General features: G+C 38.4%; 14 protein-coding genes. 9 read left to right on the forward strand and 5 right to left on the reverse strand.

Annotated elements, in window-relative coordinates:
* From devC to VB797_RS08090, 4 genes are all read left to right on the forward strand, one after another.
* Positions 1–1167, forward strand: coding sequence for an ABC transporter permease DevC (gene devC / locus VB797_RS08075; RefSeq protein ID WP_323237161.1), 1167 nt, complete (start codon positions 1–3; stop codon positions 1165–1167).
* Positions 1168–1263: 96 nt separating this feature from the next.
* Positions 1264–1971 (forward strand): DevA family ABC transporter ATP-binding protein, encoded by a 708-nt coding sequence (locus VB797_RS08080; RefSeq protein WP_323237162.1) that lies wholly within the window; start codon positions 1264–1266, stop codon positions 1969–1971.
* A 615-nt stretch (positions 1972–2586) separates the two neighbouring features.
* A complete protein-coding gene (locus VB797_RS08085) occupies positions 2587–3075 on the forward strand; it encodes a DUF4347 domain-containing protein (protein WP_323237163.1) in 489 nt (162 codons plus the stop codon).
* 67 nt (positions 3076–3142) lie between these two features.
* A complete protein-coding gene (locus VB797_RS08090; protein ID WP_323237164.1) occupies positions 3143–3664 on the forward strand; it encodes a DUF4347 domain-containing protein in 522 nt (173 codons plus the stop codon).
* A gap of 389 nt (positions 3665–4053) precedes the next feature.
* Here VB797_RS08090 and VB797_RS08095 read toward each other — a convergent pair whose 3' ends face one another.
* Positions 4054–4569 carry a hypothetical protein gene (locus VB797_RS08095; protein ID WP_323237165.1) on the reverse strand — a complete coding sequence of 172 codons (516 nt, stop codon included), beginning with the start codon at positions 4567–4569 and terminating at the stop codon, positions 4054–4056.
* 508 nt (positions 4570–5077) lie between these two features.
* On the reverse strand, positions 5078–6679 hold the full coding sequence (locus VB797_RS08100; RefSeq protein ID WP_323237166.1) for a S8 family serine peptidase: 1602 nt from the start codon (positions 6677–6679) through the stop codon (positions 5078–5080).
* A 251-nt stretch (positions 6680–6930) separates the two neighbouring features.
* Here VB797_RS08100 and rpe point away from each other — a divergent pair, with 251 nt between their 5' ends.
* Positions 6931–7641, forward strand: coding sequence for a ribulose-phosphate 3-epimerase (gene rpe / locus VB797_RS08105; protein WP_323237167.1), 711 nt, complete (start codon positions 6931–6933; stop codon positions 7639–7641).
* 194 nt (positions 7642–7835) lie between these two features.
* Here the strand turns inward: rpe and VB797_RS08110 are convergent, their stop codons facing one another.
* Positions 7836–8306, reverse strand: coding sequence for a hypothetical protein (locus tag VB797_RS08110; protein ID WP_323237168.1), 471 nt, complete (start codon positions 8304–8306; stop codon positions 7836–7838).
* A 261-nt stretch (positions 8307–8567) separates the two neighbouring features.
* Between VB797_RS08110 and uvrB the strand changes: the two genes are divergently transcribed.
* Positions 8568–10571 (forward strand): excinuclease ABC subunit UvrB, encoded by a 2004-nt coding sequence (uvrB, locus tag VB797_RS08115; RefSeq protein ID WP_323237169.1) that lies wholly within the window; start codon positions 8568–8570, stop codon positions 10569–10571.
* An 81-nt stretch (positions 10572–10652) separates the two neighbouring features.
* Positions 10653–11222 (forward strand): Uma2 family endonuclease, encoded by a 570-nt coding sequence (locus VB797_RS08120; RefSeq protein ID WP_323237170.1) that lies wholly within the window; start codon positions 10653–10655, stop codon positions 11220–11222.
* A gap of 136 nt (positions 11223–11358) precedes the next feature.
* Here VB797_RS08120 and VB797_RS08125 read toward each other — a convergent pair whose 3' ends face one another.
* Positions 11359–11988: a (2Fe-2S) ferredoxin domain-containing protein gene (locus VB797_RS08125; protein WP_323237171.1), complete on the reverse strand. Its 630-nt coding sequence runs from the start codon at positions 11986–11988 to the stop codon at positions 11359–11361.
* A gap of 102 nt (positions 11989–12090) precedes the next feature.
* Positions 12091–12348, reverse strand: coding sequence for an Asr1405/Asl0597 family protein (locus VB797_RS08130; protein ID WP_323237172.1), 258 nt, complete (start codon positions 12346–12348; stop codon positions 12091–12093).
* A 576-nt stretch (positions 12349–12924) separates the two neighbouring features.
* Here VB797_RS08130 and VB797_RS08135 point away from each other — a divergent pair.
* The gene (locus VB797_RS08135) at positions 12925–13479 is read left to right on the forward strand and encodes a Dps family protein (RefSeq protein WP_323237173.1); all 555 of its coding nucleotides are present in this window, start codon (positions 12925–12927) and stop codon (positions 13477–13479) included.
* Between the two features lie 620 nt (positions 13480–14099).
* Positions 14100–17354 carry a carbamoyl-phosphate synthase large subunit gene (carB, locus tag VB797_RS08140; RefSeq protein ID WP_323237174.1) on the forward strand — a complete coding sequence of 1085 codons (3255 nt, stop codon included), beginning with the start codon at positions 14100–14102 and terminating at the stop codon, positions 17352–17354.
* The last annotated feature ends 58 nt before the right edge of the window (positions 17355–17412 follow it).

Consider the following 17412-nt stretch of genomic DNA (forward strand, 5'->3'; position numbering starts at 1 on the left):
ATGACCATCCCCGTTGCTTGGCTACAATTAACTCAACAAAGAGTACGCTTTGTAGCGACTTTAGCAGGTATTGCTTTTGTCGTTATTCTGATTTTTATGCAATTCGGTTTTCAGGATGCACTCTACTCTAGCGCTACACAATTACATCAAAAGTTTAAAGGAGATTTATTTTTAATCAGTTCTCAATATAATGCTTTAACTTCTCAACAGAGCTTTCCTCGTAGTCGCTTATATCAAGCTTTAGCATTTAATGGTGTAGAGTCAGTCAACCCCGTTTACGTTCAATTTGCTAAATTAAAAAATCCTTATACAGGGGAAAAAAATCCTATTTATGTAATTGGTTTTGACCCAGCCGCGCCAGCTTTTAACTTACCATCCGTAAACAAATTATTACCTTTAATTCAACTTCCCGATACAGTTCTTTTTGACGGAGCTTCCCGACCGGAATATGGTCCAATTGCTCAAGACTTTTCGGCAGGTAAAGATATTAAAGTAGAAGTATTTAGTTACAACGCTCCGATTGGATATAAAGTAAAAATTGGCGGCTTATTTCCCCTCGGTCCTTCCTTTGGTGTAGATGGTCATTTAATTATGAGCCATTCAACTTTATTGCGAACCTTTCTTGACCGTAATGCCAGTTATATAGATATAGGTTTAATTAACCTCGAAGAAAACGTTGATCGAGAAAAAGTTTTGGCAAATTTAAAAGCCAATTTACCTAAAGATATCCGAGTTCTAACCCGTGAAGATTATATTAAACTCGAAAAAGACTATTGGTCTTTACGCACACCAATCGGTTTCGTGTTCGGTTTAATGACAGTCATGGGATTAGTAGTAGGAACTGTATTTGTCTACCAAATTCTTTATAGCAATATTTCTACAAGTTTAGTCGCTTTTGCAACCTTAAAAGCAATGGGATTCAAACATAAATATTTATTAAAAGTTGTATTTCAACAAGCTTTACTTTTAGCTGTACTTTCTTTTATACCAGGATTAATCGTAACTTTCGGTTTGTATGACATAGCTAAAGATGCCACTAAATTACCAATAATTATGACTTGGGATAAAGGAACATTAGTGTTACTTTCGGTAACTTCAATGTGTTTAGTGTCTGGTTTTTTAGCAGTACAAAAATTAAAATCTGCCGACCCTGCGGATATTTTCTAACTATGGGTATAGGGCATAGGGTAAATAATTTTTAACTCATAACTCATAACTCCTAACTCCTCCCTCCTCCCTCCTCCCTCTTTCTAACTAATAATCATGAATCAATCTATTATAAAAATCAGAAATTTAAATTATTATTACGGCGATAAAGCATTAAAAAAACAAATTTTATTTGATATCAATTTAGAAGTTAATGCTAAAGAAGTTACGCTCCTCACAGGTCCTTCTGGTTCGGGTAAAACCACATTATTGACTTTAATTGGTGGTTTACGTTCAGTTCAAGAAGGAAGTCTTCAGTTTCTTGGAAAAGAACTATTGGGAGCTAGTTCCGAGCAATTGGTGGAAGTACGTCGTCAAATAGGCTATATTTTTCAAGGTCATAACTTATTAGAATTTTTAACCGCACGACAAAACGTGCAAATGTCATTAGAACTGCAATCAATTCCCGAAAAAGAATCAATATCTAGAGCGGAAGCAATGTTAAAGTCTGTTATGTTGGGGAATCGGGTAGATTATTACCCCAGCCAACTTTCAGGTGGACAAAAGCAAAGAGTTGCGATCGCTCGTGCTTTAGTTGGTCATCCCAAATTAATTCTTGCTGATGAACCGACCGCAGCTTTAGATAGTAAAACAGGAAGAGACATCATCGAACTTATGCAGCGACTATCTAGAGAACAAGGTTCGGCAGTCTTGATGGTAACTCATGATAACCGTATTTTAGATGTCGCAGACCGCACCATCAATATGGAAGATGGTTTTATCCAAAAAATAACTAAATCGGCAGGAAAAGTTGCAACTAAGTAACGAAAATTAACTCATTATATACTGATAAGTACTTTTAAATTAACAAGCATCTAATCTTCAGCTAGTAGTGTCAGCTTCTAGCTTGCTTGTAAAATATAACCAAATAGAAGCTTATCCTTCCATGCGGGAACACCTTGCGGTGAACGGACACAATTATGGGATAAATTATTTTTTGGAAGTTCCTTACTTGTAACAGTTTTCAGCCGATTGATTCGATCGCTGCATTAATTCGACTAACATAATAACTACCTTTTCCTTAACTTTTCCCTGCTGACAAATACAGTATATTGCTCAACAATATGAGCGTGTATTCTGTTTTCTGCCTTATTCAAGGTATACACAGTTGAAACACACTGACAGAGGTTTTGGCATCAGGGTCATGCATCTTTTCTCACTCTTGTAACAAGCTTATTAGGCTCATACCAAAAAACATGGTTATCCGTCTATTTTCCAACAATTGAAAGTTGTTGGTTTCATTGTTCAAAATTGAGAGATTTTTCACTTGCTCGTATTGGCAGAAGTAAATTTCAGTAAATCTCTGCTATATAAATGCGGTAAGTAATAACATCGTATGAATATAATTCATTAAAAATCTGAAAGCCCAAATACAAAAAAATGAGTAACAACATTTCTAGTTTAATTGTTATAGACCCATCTATCAAAGATTTCCATTTATTAGAAGATCGGATATTAAAGGGTGTAATGCCTCAAGCACAAGTAGTTATATTGCGACCTGACAAGAAAGAAATTGAGCAGATTAGTTATGCCGTACAAAACAACTTTCCTCTTTCAAATATTCATATTATTTCACAAGGTTCGCCTGGTTGTTTGTATTTAGGTAATAGTAGTTTATCCGTTCATAATTTTAATTACTATGCATCTCAATTAAAAAAATGGTCGGTTCGCAGCATTTTCTTGTACGGTTGTAACATCGGCACCGAGGTAATTGGTAAAAAATTTATTTTGCGTTTATATAAAATAACCGGCGCAAAAATTTCTACTTTGGTAAGTACACAAGGAGTACATACAAAAGTAGGAGTCGGGATTTGGACTACTAACCAATATACATCGATCAAACCAGAGTTAGCAGCATTAACAACATAGGCAATCTATTTTTATCGGAAATATTACAGAGTTTCCTTCTTTACTTATCAACTCCAAGCAATATTTTATGTATAATGACCAGAAAGTCAGCTTTGACACCGTTCGTACTTTAGTTTTTATTGACGATGCCGTGGAAGACTTTCAGAGTTTAGTTAAAGCTTTATTACCTTCTTCACAGATAATTTTAATTCGACCTAACCATAATGAAATCGAAGAAATTACTCAAACTTTAAACAAATATATTCGTCTCAAAACTCTTCATATTATTTCTAACGGTTCTCCTGGTTGTTTATATTTGGGAGAGAGTAATTTAAGCTTCTTTAATATCAAACATTATGCTTCTCTATTGAATACCTGGTCGGTACCCAATTTGTTGCTTTACGGATGCAATCTCGCTACTGGAAATACCGGAAAAGAGTTTATTAAACGTTTGCATTTATTAACAGGTGCTAATATTGGTGCGTCTATATCGATAGATGATACTGCCAAAGGAGTTTGCCTTCAGTTAAACTATTTCCTAGGAAAAATCAATTCCAATTTGACAATATTACCTTCAACTTGGCAAACAAATATTAAATTTCCAGATTGAAAACCGCTCTATAAAAAAGTCGATCTTTCCATCAAGATTAATTGCTTATTCTCCCTATTAGCTAATTTTTATTACTAGTTAAAATCGCTAGAAATTAAGCTATAGCAATCCTAATTGATATCTGAGGATATACGTGGATTATATGTTAGGATTACAAGTTAAATTTGATTCAGCCCTGGCGACTGTAAGTCGCACGTTGCTACAAGTCGGGGAACCCGCCCAAACGCAGTGGCTTGGCTACACAGGCAAAACCCGCCTGCGCGGGTTATTAGAATAGCGGTTTTAACTGCTAGCTTCTTTATAAATTTCTTACGAATCATTTAGGATTGCTATAGTCGAGATAGGGAACAAAAAATATACTTTTGATGATTCAAAAATCAAATCTAGCTTTATACATATTTGACGCTAAAAACTTCACCAATATCTACACGCGGTCGAATAAGTTGTGTTATCCTACCGATAGGTTGACAATCAGCAGCAATGCTCGTTTTATTCAAGATTTCCATACTGGTTCCAAAGTGTTCTTGGAAAAGTACTTGAGTTTGCTCGAAAGCAGTTTGTAAATCATCTCTATCTATTTTTCCCCGCTTACCAAAGTAAGGAAAGTGATGAACAAACTGACCAAATAGCATTTCGCAGTCTTCAGCGTATTTAATAGTATCGATAATGTGATAGTGCCATACTCGGTCAATTTCTTGATTCGGAACAAGATGACCGTTTGGGTAAAGATAAACCAACAGCAAAAACATCAAATAGTGTGATATTGCTTGTTTTATTTGCTGAGTATTCCATCTCTCTTCGTTTGAATTTATTAATCTATAAGCAATTGGTCCCAAATCGAGCCGTGTTAATTTTCCGATGAACGTCTGAACATCAGCAGGTAAAGTAGATTTAGCGAATAACATTTCGTCCACTCCGGATAAGAGGATTGAGTGAAAGAGGAGCGAATTAAATTCCACACATCTGATTCCATCGGAATTAATTCCCGATCCGGGTTTTTTAGAATACAAAGTGTTGCTTTATACTTTTTTTACTTTAGTGTCAAGTTTCTGTGAAGAAGTAGGGAGCAATTATTAAAATTTATTTAGAAGAAAGTAGAGAATAGGGAATAGAAAACTTCATAATCCGAAAAGATGGTGAAGTAAATAATAATAGTTATTCAGCAGATTTTCGACTTGATTTCTAACACCCTTTTTCGATTAAGTCGGTCGGTAGAAACCGGAAAGCTCGCTATTAGTTTCTAAGGAGCGAGACCTAGACACCACCATATACAGCCGATTTCATTTGACTGAGGTACAGGACATATCGTTATAAGGGAGTAGAGAGTAGGGGAATGTACCTCATTTATTTGCAAACTGCTGTATTATTCCAAAATTGGGATGCTCCCCGACCCTATTACCAATTACCAATTACCTATTTAGATGCAGTCCACCAAGTCAAAGCATAAGGTTGAGTTGGTTCGTTGATGCTATTTTTAAATTTAACGCTAATTTTATAGTTACCATTTTCCGGTACTGGGCAGAAAATATGTTCCACACTATCAACTCGGCTCACAGAAGCGCAACTACTACGATTATCTGAAGTACCATCTGCTCTAATTAAATGCAAATCGAGATTATTCAAACCGCGATCGCGAAAATTTTCTCCTTTATCATATTTACCATTTTTGTTATCGTCGTCGAGTTCTACTAACCTATCCCAAGCTAAAGTAATAGACACAAAACTGCCTTTTTGTAAAGGTTTCGCTAAAGCGTAATCCGCAGATGTTCCAGCGAAAATTGCACGATAATCCCAACCAATAGCCGGTACTGCTCGATCTGGACTCCACTGTCCAGCACTAAACTGTTGGTAAGCCCGAAAAGCATTTAAATGTCCGGTTCCCATCTGAGTATGTAAGGGAATTGCTGTATCTTTATAAGCATCAGAAGTCAGCCAGTCTTGATTCTGCTTATCAATTAAAGTACGAGTCATTCCCAATTTCAAACCATCTCCATCATCTTTAATCTTCTCTGCTGAATTCAGCAAAACAGCTTTCATCACTTCATGACGACGAGAATCAATACTCCAATTCGGTTTTTGTTGAGCAGATGATTTTTGCGATTTTTTTAATGTCGTATCACCAAATTCTTGTAGTAAAGCGATAGTACCCGTAACGTGAGGTGTAGCGAAACTAGTACCCGTGACCTTCTTAACTGTCCCATCGGGGTTGAGCAAGCGAATATTATTTCCAGGTGCAACAATACTGATGGTACGACGCGGACCTAAATTAAGTTCCTTCCCCGATAAACGTGCAGTCATCGACTCATTAATAGCTACCAAGTTAGAAACATCAAGTTTTCTAAAGATATCTTCTCGGCGAGAGGAAAAAGCAACGTTAATTCCATTAAAATTATCTGTAGGAATAGGAATACCACCCTTGCCCTGATTCCCTGCGATCGCGTACACAACATTATGAACCCGACTTGACCAATCAATACACAATGTAAGTAAAGCTTTCCCATCCAAAACTGGTTCTGGTCTAGGGTCGCGGCTTAGAGGTTCTCCAAAACTGAAGTTAATCGCACGTACATCATTACCATTTTGCAAAGCAATATGCTGTGTAGATAAACATTCCTCCGGTTGACCCATACCCTTGATAGAACCAACAGCAGAAGAATACAAACGCGCTCCCGGAGCAACCCCGCGAAACCCTTTGTCATTGCTAACCATTACACCAGCAACATTATAAGCATGAGGGTCAACTCCCTTATTAGATAAGGCAGGTTGATTCCCTTGGAAAACACCAGCCAATGGCACAGTTCGATTTTTAGAAACAGACTTATCTACTCCAAATTGACCGGGACGACCAATTTCCACTTGACCAATAGCAATTTTTTTACCAGATAAGTTATATGGTGGTTGATGTAACATCAAAGCATCAATACCGTCACTACCAATAGAACTAGTTAAAGCCAATACCGGCAAGCTCAAGCAAGAAGCACCACAACCCCAAATCACCCAGGTTAATTTTTTCATCTCAAACAATTTTAGATTTTAGATTAAAAGAGTTAGTAATTAGGAGTTAGGAGTTAGGAACACCAAGAGTTATTAATCAGTGTCATCAGTGTCATCCATTTAATCCGTGTTCGGGGTTATTAGATAATAAGAATAATATACTCCCCTTCCCATGCCCCATTCCCCATACCCAACTTCCAATTTTTCATGAGATAAATCTCAATATTTTGTTACAATGATTACAGAAAAGGACGCTTAAAGACCCACTAGCCATGACCAATAAACAATCTAAGAAACCCGTTGTTATCGCTCCATCTATCCTATCAGCGGATTTTAGCCGTCTCGGTGACGAAATTCGCGCTGTAGACGAAGCCGGAGCCGATTGGATTCACATTGATGTAATGGATGGTCGTTTTGTACCTAATATAACGATTGGTCCTTTGATAGTGGAGGCAATTCGTCCGGTAACTCAAAAGCCTTTGGATGTCCACTTGATGATTGTGGAACCTGAAAAGTATGTCGAGGATTTTGCGAAAGCTGGAGCAGACCACATTTATGTTCATTGCGAGCATAATGCTTCTCCTCACTTGCATCGTACTTTAGGACAAATTAAGGAACTGGGAAAAAAGGCAGGAGTTGTACTAAATCCCGGCACTTCTTTGGATATGATTGAGTATTCTTTGGATTTGTGCGATTTGGTGCTGATCATGAGCGTTAACCCCGGTTTTGGCGGTCAAAGCTTTATCCCTGGAGTTCTACCTAAAATCCGTAAGTTGCGTCAAATGTGCGACGATCGCGGACTTGATCCTTGGATTGAAGTTGATGGTGGACTTAAGGTGAACAATACCTGGCAAGTTTTAGAAGCCGGTGCAAATGCGATCGTTGCAGGTTCAGCTGTTTTTAAAGCTAAAAGCTATAAAGAAGCGATCGAAGGTATTCGCAACAGTCAACGTCCTGCACAAGATTTACCTAAAGCTTCTTAATTAATCCTCACTAAATATTCCCATCACCCGATTCCCTCCCCTTAATTTAGCGGAGGGCATTTTTTATATCAAAATATTTGCCCCCATTACGTAAACTAATTAGAACGAATATAAATGTAGAGACGTAGCAGTGCTACGTCTCCACCAACATCTGTATTACAACTAATTAATTTCCTATTAATGAAATCTTAAATCTAGTCTAAAAAACCCATCAAAGAGAAACTATCATCAACTTCGTTGGATGCTACCGGACGATTGCCCATAACGGAATACATTTCCGAAACCACCAAATGACTTTTAGCAATAGGACGAATTCCAGATAAGTTCATTGTCTCGCTAAATTCCACTTTATTCGCCCCAATCGGACGAATTCCCATGATATTTACGGTACTAACAATGTCCAAATCGCTACTGCTAATCGGACGTTCCCCCGAAACCATCATTGTGTGTGAGATATCCAAATCGCTGCTGGTAATCGGACGTGTCCCAGGAATCGCAAGAGGTCCGGTTATTTCATTTACAGAATCATCCTTTGCAGTGGTATCTTTATTATCTGTACTCACACTTTTACCTTTGATATTTTCTAATTTTGTACTGGTTTCAACTCCAGTTCTAGCTCGTTTCTGCCGAGCGCTGGCTTGTCTACCATTACTGCTAAGTGTCATAATTTTATGCCTCTAATAAATAAATTTGACTATAGTTAGGTAAATTAAAAATTTACTTTAAAATTTACTGTTATTCATTAAGTGTAACTTTAAAAAACCTTCCATAGGTATAAGTATCTTTAAGAATGAGACATAAGTCAAAAAGTATTAAGTGTTGTAAAGATAAATGTATATAAATTGTCTTTCTTAGATTCAGATTCACAGTTTAGAAGACGGCACTATTCGCTACCATTAAATAGGTTAAAATTTTTGCAAGTTTGTATGAAAAATTTTCTGGTAAAAGCCCCTTTTGAACCCACAGGCGATCAGCCAAAAGCTATTAAGCAGCTTGTGGAAACTATTGAAGCCGGAAACCGCTATCAGACGCTTTTAGGTGCAACTGGTACGGGAAAAACTTACACAATTGCAAAAACAATTGAGAAAATAGGTAAACCGACTCTGGTTTTGGCGCATAATAAAACCCTTGCTGCACAGCTTTGTAATGAGTTGCGCGAGTTTTTCCCCCAGAATGCGGTGGAATACTTTGTTAGTTATTACGATTATTATCAGCCAGAAGCTTATATTCCCGTTACCGATACTTATATAGAAAAAACGGCTCAAATTAACGATGAAATCGATATGTTGCGACATTCAGCAACGAGGTCTTTATTTGAACGTCAAGATGTCATAGTTGTGGCTTCCATTAGTTGCATTTATGGTTTGGGAATGCCTTCAGAGTATCTCAATGCAGCCATTCCGTTTCAAGTCGGAATGTCAGTTGATCAGCGGGAAATACTGAGAGACTTAGTAGCAGTTCAATATAAACGTAATGATATAGAAATGGGTCGGGGACGGTTTCGGGTTCGCGGTGATGTTTTGGAAGTCGGTCCTGCATACGAAGATAGAATTATTCGCATTGAATTTTTTGGTGATGAAATCGACGCTATTCGCTACATTGACCCGGTTACAGGTGAAATTCTGCAAAGTTTGTCAGCGGTAAATATTTACCCCGCACGTCACTTTGTCACACCGCAAGACAGATTGGAGGTTGCTTGTGCGGATATTGAAGCAGAATTAAAAGCACGTAAAGCAGAATTAGAAGAAGCAAATAAATTATTAGAAGCGCAACGTATAGATCAGCGCTGTCGCTACGATTTGGAAATGTTGCGCGAAGTTGGTTATTGTAACGGTGTAGAAAACTATTCGCGTCATTTAGCGGGGAGAGAACCTGGAGAACCACCCGAATGTTTGATTGATTATTTCCCCAAGGATTGGATGTTGGTAATTGATGAATCTCATGTTACTATTCCCCAAATTCGCGGGATGTATAATGGCGATCAAGCTAGAAAAAAGGTTTTAATTGAACATGGTTTTCGTCTTCCTAGTGCTGCGGATAATCGTCCTTTAAAAGCAGAAGAATTTTGGGAAAAAGTCAATCAATGTGTCTTTGTTTCTGCAACTCCTGGTAATTGGGAATTAGAAATTTCTGAAGATAATATTGCCGAGCAAATCATTAGACCGACTGGAGTAATTGACCCAGAAGTAATTGTGCGTCCGACTGAAGGACAAATTGATGATTTATTAGGCGAAATCAAAGATCGAGTGGACCTTAACGAGCGAGTTTTAATTACTACCTTAACCAAGCGGATGGCTGAGGATTTAACGGAGTATTTAGAAGATAGCGGCATTCGTGTCAGATATCTGCATTCTGAGATTAATTCGATTCAAAGAATTGAAATTATTCAAGATTTGCGCGATGGAGTATTTGATGTATTGGTTGGTGTGAACTTGTTGCGGGAAGGTTTGGATTTACCCGAAGTTTCTTTAGTGGCGATTTTGGATGCTGACAAAGAAGGATTCTTACGTGCCGAACGCTCTTTGATTCAAACTATTGGTAGAGCTGCACGTCATGTTAAAGGACAAGCTATTTTATACGGTGATAAGCTGACCGATAGCATGATTAAGGCGATCGACGAAACCGAACGTCGTCGCGGTATTCAAACAGCGCACAATAAAATGCACAATATTACCCCGCAATCTATTGTGAAAAAGAAATCGAGTAATGCAATTTTATCTTTCTTAGAAGTGTCACGACGGTTGAATACACAAGATTTGCAAGTGGTAGACGAACACGTTAATGAAATCCCGTTAGAAAATATTCCGCAATTAGTTAATAAGTTAGAAACCCAGATGAAAGAAGCTGCAAAAAATCTGCAATTTGAAGAAGCAGCGAAGTTTAGAGACCGGATTAAGCTTTTAAGAGATAAGTTGGTGGGAAGGAATTAAGAGATAGGAGTTAGGAGTTAGGAGTTAGGAGTTAGGAGTTATCAATTTTGAGTTGTACAGTAGATATGAGTGTATAAAATTATGAATTCAATTGCGTTAAATATTCCCAAACTAGATGCTGAAGGGTTTAAACAATTATGTTTAGCAAATGAAGATTTGCAGCTTGAACGTGCATCTACTGGGGAAATTATTATTATGTCACCGACTTATCCTTGGACGGGAAAGAAAAATTCTAGTATTACTGCTCTACTATGGTTATGGAATGATAAGACTAACTTAGGAATTAGTTTTGATTCTTCTACAGGTTTTACCTTACCTAATGGTGCTGTGTATTCTCCCGATGCTTCTTGGGTAAGTAATGAGCAATGGGATGGATTGACGCAACAGCAGCAGCAGGAAGAATTTTCGCCACTCGCACCCGATTTCGTTGTCGAGTTACGTTCTAGTCGCGACTCTCTCAAAAAGCTGCGAAAGAAAATGGCAGAATATATTGAAAATGGGGTTCGTTTGGGTTGGTTAATTGACCCGAAAAATAAGATAGTAGAAATTTATCGATCGGGAAAAGAAGTAGAGATTTTAGATGCTCCTGCAACTGTATCTGGTGAAGATGTTTTACCAGGTTTTGAGTTGAATTTGCATAAGATTTGGTAGCTGTGAAATCGCGAAAACCCAACTTGTCTGACAAACCGGGTTTTCGTAGTTGAAAATACTTATCAAAAATTACGGATATATTAAAACCTTTAATTACAAGCTTCTTAATAAATTCTTGCATTAAATCCTTTTTAATTCATATAGTCTTGACGTTAACTATTTCTGATATGGGCATTTCTACTTGCTCTTTCGTACCGAAATGCTTCTCCATCAAAGTAGACACTTGGGAAGCCTGAATTTTGCTGTAGCGAGTTTTATCTGGCATAATCAGGTTTGGTCCAGCTTTACACTTCTTCATGCAGCCAGTTCCTTTAATCGCAACTTGGTCTTCTAAACCACGTTCGCTGATAGAAGCTGCGATCGCTTGACAGAGCTTTTGACCACCGCGTTTCATGCAGCTAGATTTTTGACACACTAATATAGTATTCTTTTTAGTCGATTTTTCTTCGGGTTTCTCAGTCGCGATAGTCTTTACTTCTTCTTTAATTTCCACTGACCGACGAGCAGCCATTATACGCTCGGCTTTTAATTTGACTTCACCACTTTCTGTGTCATATTTCTTTTCTCCCACGACCTGCAACCAAGTACCGGGGGGTAAACGTAAATCGAAAGCATCTCTTAAATGCTTGGCTAGTTTAATATAGCGTTTTCCTTCAGAAGTAGCTATCAGTAAACCTTTGAGCTTATAACCATCTTTAATCACAAACTCTAGAAATCGTCCTTCGAGACAAAATTCTGACGTTTCTTTACGCTCTGGTTTTCCCATGATTCTTATCCCAATTTTATACAACAACTGACGCAAAACTGCGACTTTAAATGACACCCAGATGACCGACTAATTGTCTAATTAAAATCAAACGATCAATAATTACAGGTGCCGAGGACGATAATTTAAGCACTCCTTGAGACTATAAATTAGTTCCTGACGGGAGGCTTTAAATTGCCGCATAACGCTCCAAAGTTGGATTGCAGCAGCGGTATTCGCGATTTCAACTGTTAAAGGTTGATTAGTCGCACACCAGCAGGGAATATGTAATTCTTGCAACCGTTTGTAGATTTGCCAACGGTCTGCCCAATTTACCTCAACAACGTGTTTTGTCTGTGACTGCAAATCAAACGATTTCAAGATAGGTATCCTCATGCCTAGAACACTGCATTCAGCTTTCCAAACAATTATAAGCTAAATGCAAACATTTCTCAGTAACTTTTGAAAAAAAATAAAAAACTTTTCGCGATCGCGGCAAGTTACGGAGTGAGGAGTTTAAAAGAATTATCTCCCCATCTCCGCACCCTCGATCCATAAAATCTGCCAATTTGGCTTGATCAAAGAAAAATACTAGTTATCTTTAAATAAGTTTTTCGCAATTTTTGTCTATAAATATTTTTATTTAGATGTACCGATATCTATTGATGGGGACGTGAGTGGATTAATTGGATAGTCCTACTTTATTTTGCCATCCCAGGCTTTTAGGTACAGGTAAATAAAACGAATAGATTGCGATTCAACGAGAATCGTCAACTTTTCAAAGCAAAAAGATGTCAATAAGGTTAGAGGAATATGTTTATAACTAGTAAAGATTAAAAAATATTGAGACCAAATTTAAAAAATCTGTAAGATTTTACAGACATAATTTTATTTTTATGGTGTTAAGATATAAAAGCTAATAAGTTAGCAAATGAGCGATAATAAGCGAGGAAAATAATGGCTGACACACAAACTTTATTGCAAAATTTTGGTCAAGTTTATGACAACCCAGTTTTGCTTGACAAGAGCGTTACAGAGCCAGTTTGTGAAGGTTTTAACGTCACATTGGCTAGTTTTCAAGCGTTATACATCCAGTACCAAAAACATCATTTCGTTGTAGAAGGTGCGGAATTCTATTCATTACACGACTTTTTTAACGATTGTTATCAAGAAGTACAAGGTCATATCCATGAAATCGGAGAACGCTTGAATGGACTTGGTGGTGTACCTGCTGCTTCTTTTAGTAAATTAGCGGAATTATGCTGCTTTGAACAAGAATCTGACGGTATCTATTCTTGCCGTCAAATGATAGAAAACGATTTGAAAGCAGAGCAAGCTATGATTGGCGTGATTCGTCGTCAAGCTTCTCAGGCTGAGAGTTTGGGTGATCGAGCTACACGACTTTTATACGAGCAAATTCTTCTTAAAACTGAAGAACGTGCCTATCATTTATCTCACTTCCTGGCTAAGGATAGCTTAACTTTAGGATTTGTTCAGTCTGCTCAAAATTAACATTCTCTAAATCGAATTAGTGCAGGCTGACCTGCATTCTACTCAAGAAAATTTCGCATATAACTTAAAAGCTTAATTTAGTTTAATCTATGGCAGGGGATGTATCGTTATCTCTCTGCCATTTTTAATTAGCTATCCAATTAATTTATTATGTTTATCCTAATAAATTCTTATGCTTTCTCAAGCTAGAGGTATGAAAAATAGTCTATTGCCAACAATAAATAAATATACATAAATATAAATAAGTTTATACATAGATTTATTAGTTAGTAATAATTCACATTAATTTTGATGACATTTAGCTTCTTTAAATCAATATTTTTTTTAATATTAATATTTAAAAATTGGAAAGTAACTATTTAGAAGCATAATAAATTACCCATTGTTCCAACAATAGAAGCAAATTACTATTTTTTATACTAAATTCTTTGTTGTAAATATTACATGAACTTCAACTTACTGGAACGTAGAGCCAGACCCTTCATTTAAGTGGGTTTGACGGTATGCGCTCAAAAAATATAGTCATCAAACTAACAAACCTTGATAATAAACTGTATAAGTGCTATCGAAGAGCTTTAAAATGATCGGGATTCATATTCTTGTATTTAAAGGCAACAGCTATGCCCCGTCGTCAAGACCTGCAAAAAATTTTATTATTAGGTTCCGGTCCAATTGTAATTGGACAAGCCTGCGAGTTTGATTATTCTGGAACCCAAGCCTGTAAATCTTTACGGGAGGAAGGTTATGAAGTTGTGTTGGTCAATTCTAACCCAGCGACCATCATGACCGACCCAGAAACGGCTGACCGTACTTATATTGAGCCGTTAACCCCGGAAATGGTAGAAAAAGTTATTGCCAAAGAGCGTCCCAACGCTTTGTTACCAACGATGGGGGGACAAACTGCTCTCAACATTGCTGTAGCTTTGGCGAAAAATGGCGTTTTAGATAAATATGGTGTGGAGTTGATTGGGGCTAAGTTAGCAGCAATTGAAAAAGCTGAAGATCGAAAGCTGTTTAGCGAAGCGATGGGAAGAATTGGTGTGGCAATTTGTCCTAGTGGTACGGCTTCAACTTTGGAAGAAGCTAAAGTCATAGCTAAAAATATTGGCAGCTATCCGTTGATTATTCGTCCGGGTTTCACTATGGGGGGTACGGGTGGGGGTATTGCCTATAACCAAGAAGAATTTGAAGAAATGGCGCAAACGGGGATTGATGCTTCTCCGGTATCGCAAATTCTGATCGACCAGTCTTTGTTGGGTTGGAAGGAATACGAATTGGAAGTAATGCGCGATTTGGCGGATAATGTGGTGATTGTTTGCTCGATTGAAAATATCGATCCGATGGGGATTCATACGGGAGATTCGATTACTGTTGCTCCCGCGCAAACGCTGACTGACAAAGAATATCAACGCTTGCGAGATATCGCGATTAAAATTATCCGCGAGATTGGTGTAGAAACTGGCGGTTCTAACATTCAGTTTGCGATTAATCCCATGACTGGGGAAGTAGTTGTAATTGAAATGAATCCCCGCGTTTCTCGCAGTTCGGCTTTAGCTAGTAAAGCTACGGGTTTTCCGATCGCTAAAATTGCCGCGAAGCTAGCTGTAGGTTATACCTTAGACGAAATCAAAAACGACATTACCAAGGAGACCCCTGCATCCTTTGAACCAACCATTGATTATGTCGTTACCAAAATTCCTCGCTTCGCTTTTGAAAAATTCCCCGGTTCTTCCTCAGTTCTGACAACTCAAATGAAGTCAGTTGGGGAAGCAATGGCGATCGGTCGGACTTTTAACGAATCATTTCAAAAAGCCTTGCGTTCCTTGGAAACCGGACGCGCTGGTTGGGGTTGCGATCGCGACGAAAAGTTACCTTCGGGGGAACAAATTCGCGCTCAATTGCGAACTCCTAATCCGGAACGAATTTTTGCGGTACGTCACGCAATGCAGTTGAAAATCACTACAGAGGAAATCTACGAACTGACCGGAATTGATCCTTGGTTCTTAGATAAAATGCAGCAATTGCTAGAAGTAGAAAAATTTATCAAGCGAACTCCTCTGGAACATTTGACAAAAGAACAACTATATGAAATAAAACAGTATGGTTTCAGCGACAAGCAAATTGCTTTTGCAACCAAAACTACCGAAGATGTAGTTAGAAAGAAACGTAAGGAATTAGGAGTGATCCCGGTTTATAAAACTGTAGATACCTGTGCGGCGGAATTTGAAGCATTTACTCCCTATCATTACTCTACTTACGAAGAAGAAGATGAAATCATTCCTACCGATAAACCAAAGGTAATGATTTTGGGTGGTGGTCCCAACCGCATCGGACAGGGAATAGAATTTGACTATTGTTGCTGTCACGCTGCTTATGCTCTCAAGGATGCGGGTTATGAAACCATCATGGTTAACTCGAATCCAGAAACTGTTTCTACCGATTACGACACTAGCGATCGCCTTTATTTTGAACCTTTAACTCTAGAGGATGTCCTCAATATTATTGAAGCTGAGAATCCGGTAGGAATAATCGTGCAATTTGGGGGACAAACACCTTTGAAGTTAGCGTTACCTTTGCAGGAATATTTAGACTCTCCAGAGTCTCCACCAACCAAAATCTGGGGAACAAGTCCTGCTTCTATTGACGCTGCTGAAGATAGGGAAAAGTTTGAAAAAATTCTTCAGGAATTGGATATTACTCAACCTGCGAATGGAATTGCTCGAACCTATGATGATGCTTTGATTGTCGCTAAACGGATTGGTTATCCGGTAGTGGTGCGTCCTAGTTACGTATTGGGTGGGAGAGCGATGGAAATCGTTTACTCGGATACAGAACTGGAGCGCTACATGACTTATGCAGTGCAGGTAGAGCCGGAACATCCGATCTTAGTGGATAAGTTTTTGGAAAATGCCACGGAAGTAGATGTAGATGCGATCGCTGATAGTACGGGTCATGTAGTCATTGGTGGCATTATGGAACACATCGAGCAAGCAGGAATTCACTCAGGAGACTCGGCTTGTGCGCTGCCGACAATTTCTTTACCGCAAGCAGTTCTAACGCAAATTCGCAATTCTACTATCAAGTTGGCGCAAGCTTTAAAAGTAGTGGGATTAATGAACGTCCAGTTTGCCGTTGTAGGGGTGCAAAGCTATTCACCTCAAGTTTATATATTAGAAGCCAATCCCCGCGCTTCTCGGACTATACCTTTTGTTTCTAAAGCCACAGGTGTACCGCTAGCGAAATTAGCATCTTTGATTATGTCGGGTAAAACTTTGGAGGAATTGGGATTTACCGAAGAAGTGATACCAACCCACATTGCGGTGAAAGAAGCAGTATTGCCATTTAATAAATTCCCAGGTACCGACACTATTTTGGGGCCAGAAATGCGATCAACTGGGGAAGTAATGGGTATAGATAGCGACTTCGGCAGAGCTTATGCGAAAGCAGAAATGGGAGCGGGGGAACATATACCCTTGAGCGGTACGGTATTCGTCTCCATGAGCGATCGCGATAAAGCCGCTGCGGTTCCTGTGGTCAAAGAATTTATCGAGTTAGGGTTTTCGGTAATGGCAACCAGCGGTACCCGACGAGTGCTGCAAGAGAATGGGTTGGATATAAACTTAGTACTCAAACTTCATGAAGGTCGTCCCCACGTACTTGATGCCATCAAAAATCGTCAAATTCAACTGATTATCAACACTCCTTCCGGACAAGAAGCTCAAAGCGATGGCAGGTTAATTCGGCGTACTGCATTATCTTACAAGATTCCGATCTTAACCACAATTGCCGGAGCCAAAGCAACTCTTGCAGCCATCCGTTCCTTACAAAATAACACTTTGGACGTGAAACTGATTCAAGATTACTGCTTAGTTTAGTAAAAAGAGGGGATGGGGGGACAAGGGGACAAGGAGAAGATAATTCTTAACTCTTCAC

Source organism: Rivularia sp. UHCC 0363 (assembly GCF_034931125.1).
GTDB lineage: Bacteria > Cyanobacteriota > Cyanobacteriia > Cyanobacteriales > Nostocaceae > Rivularia.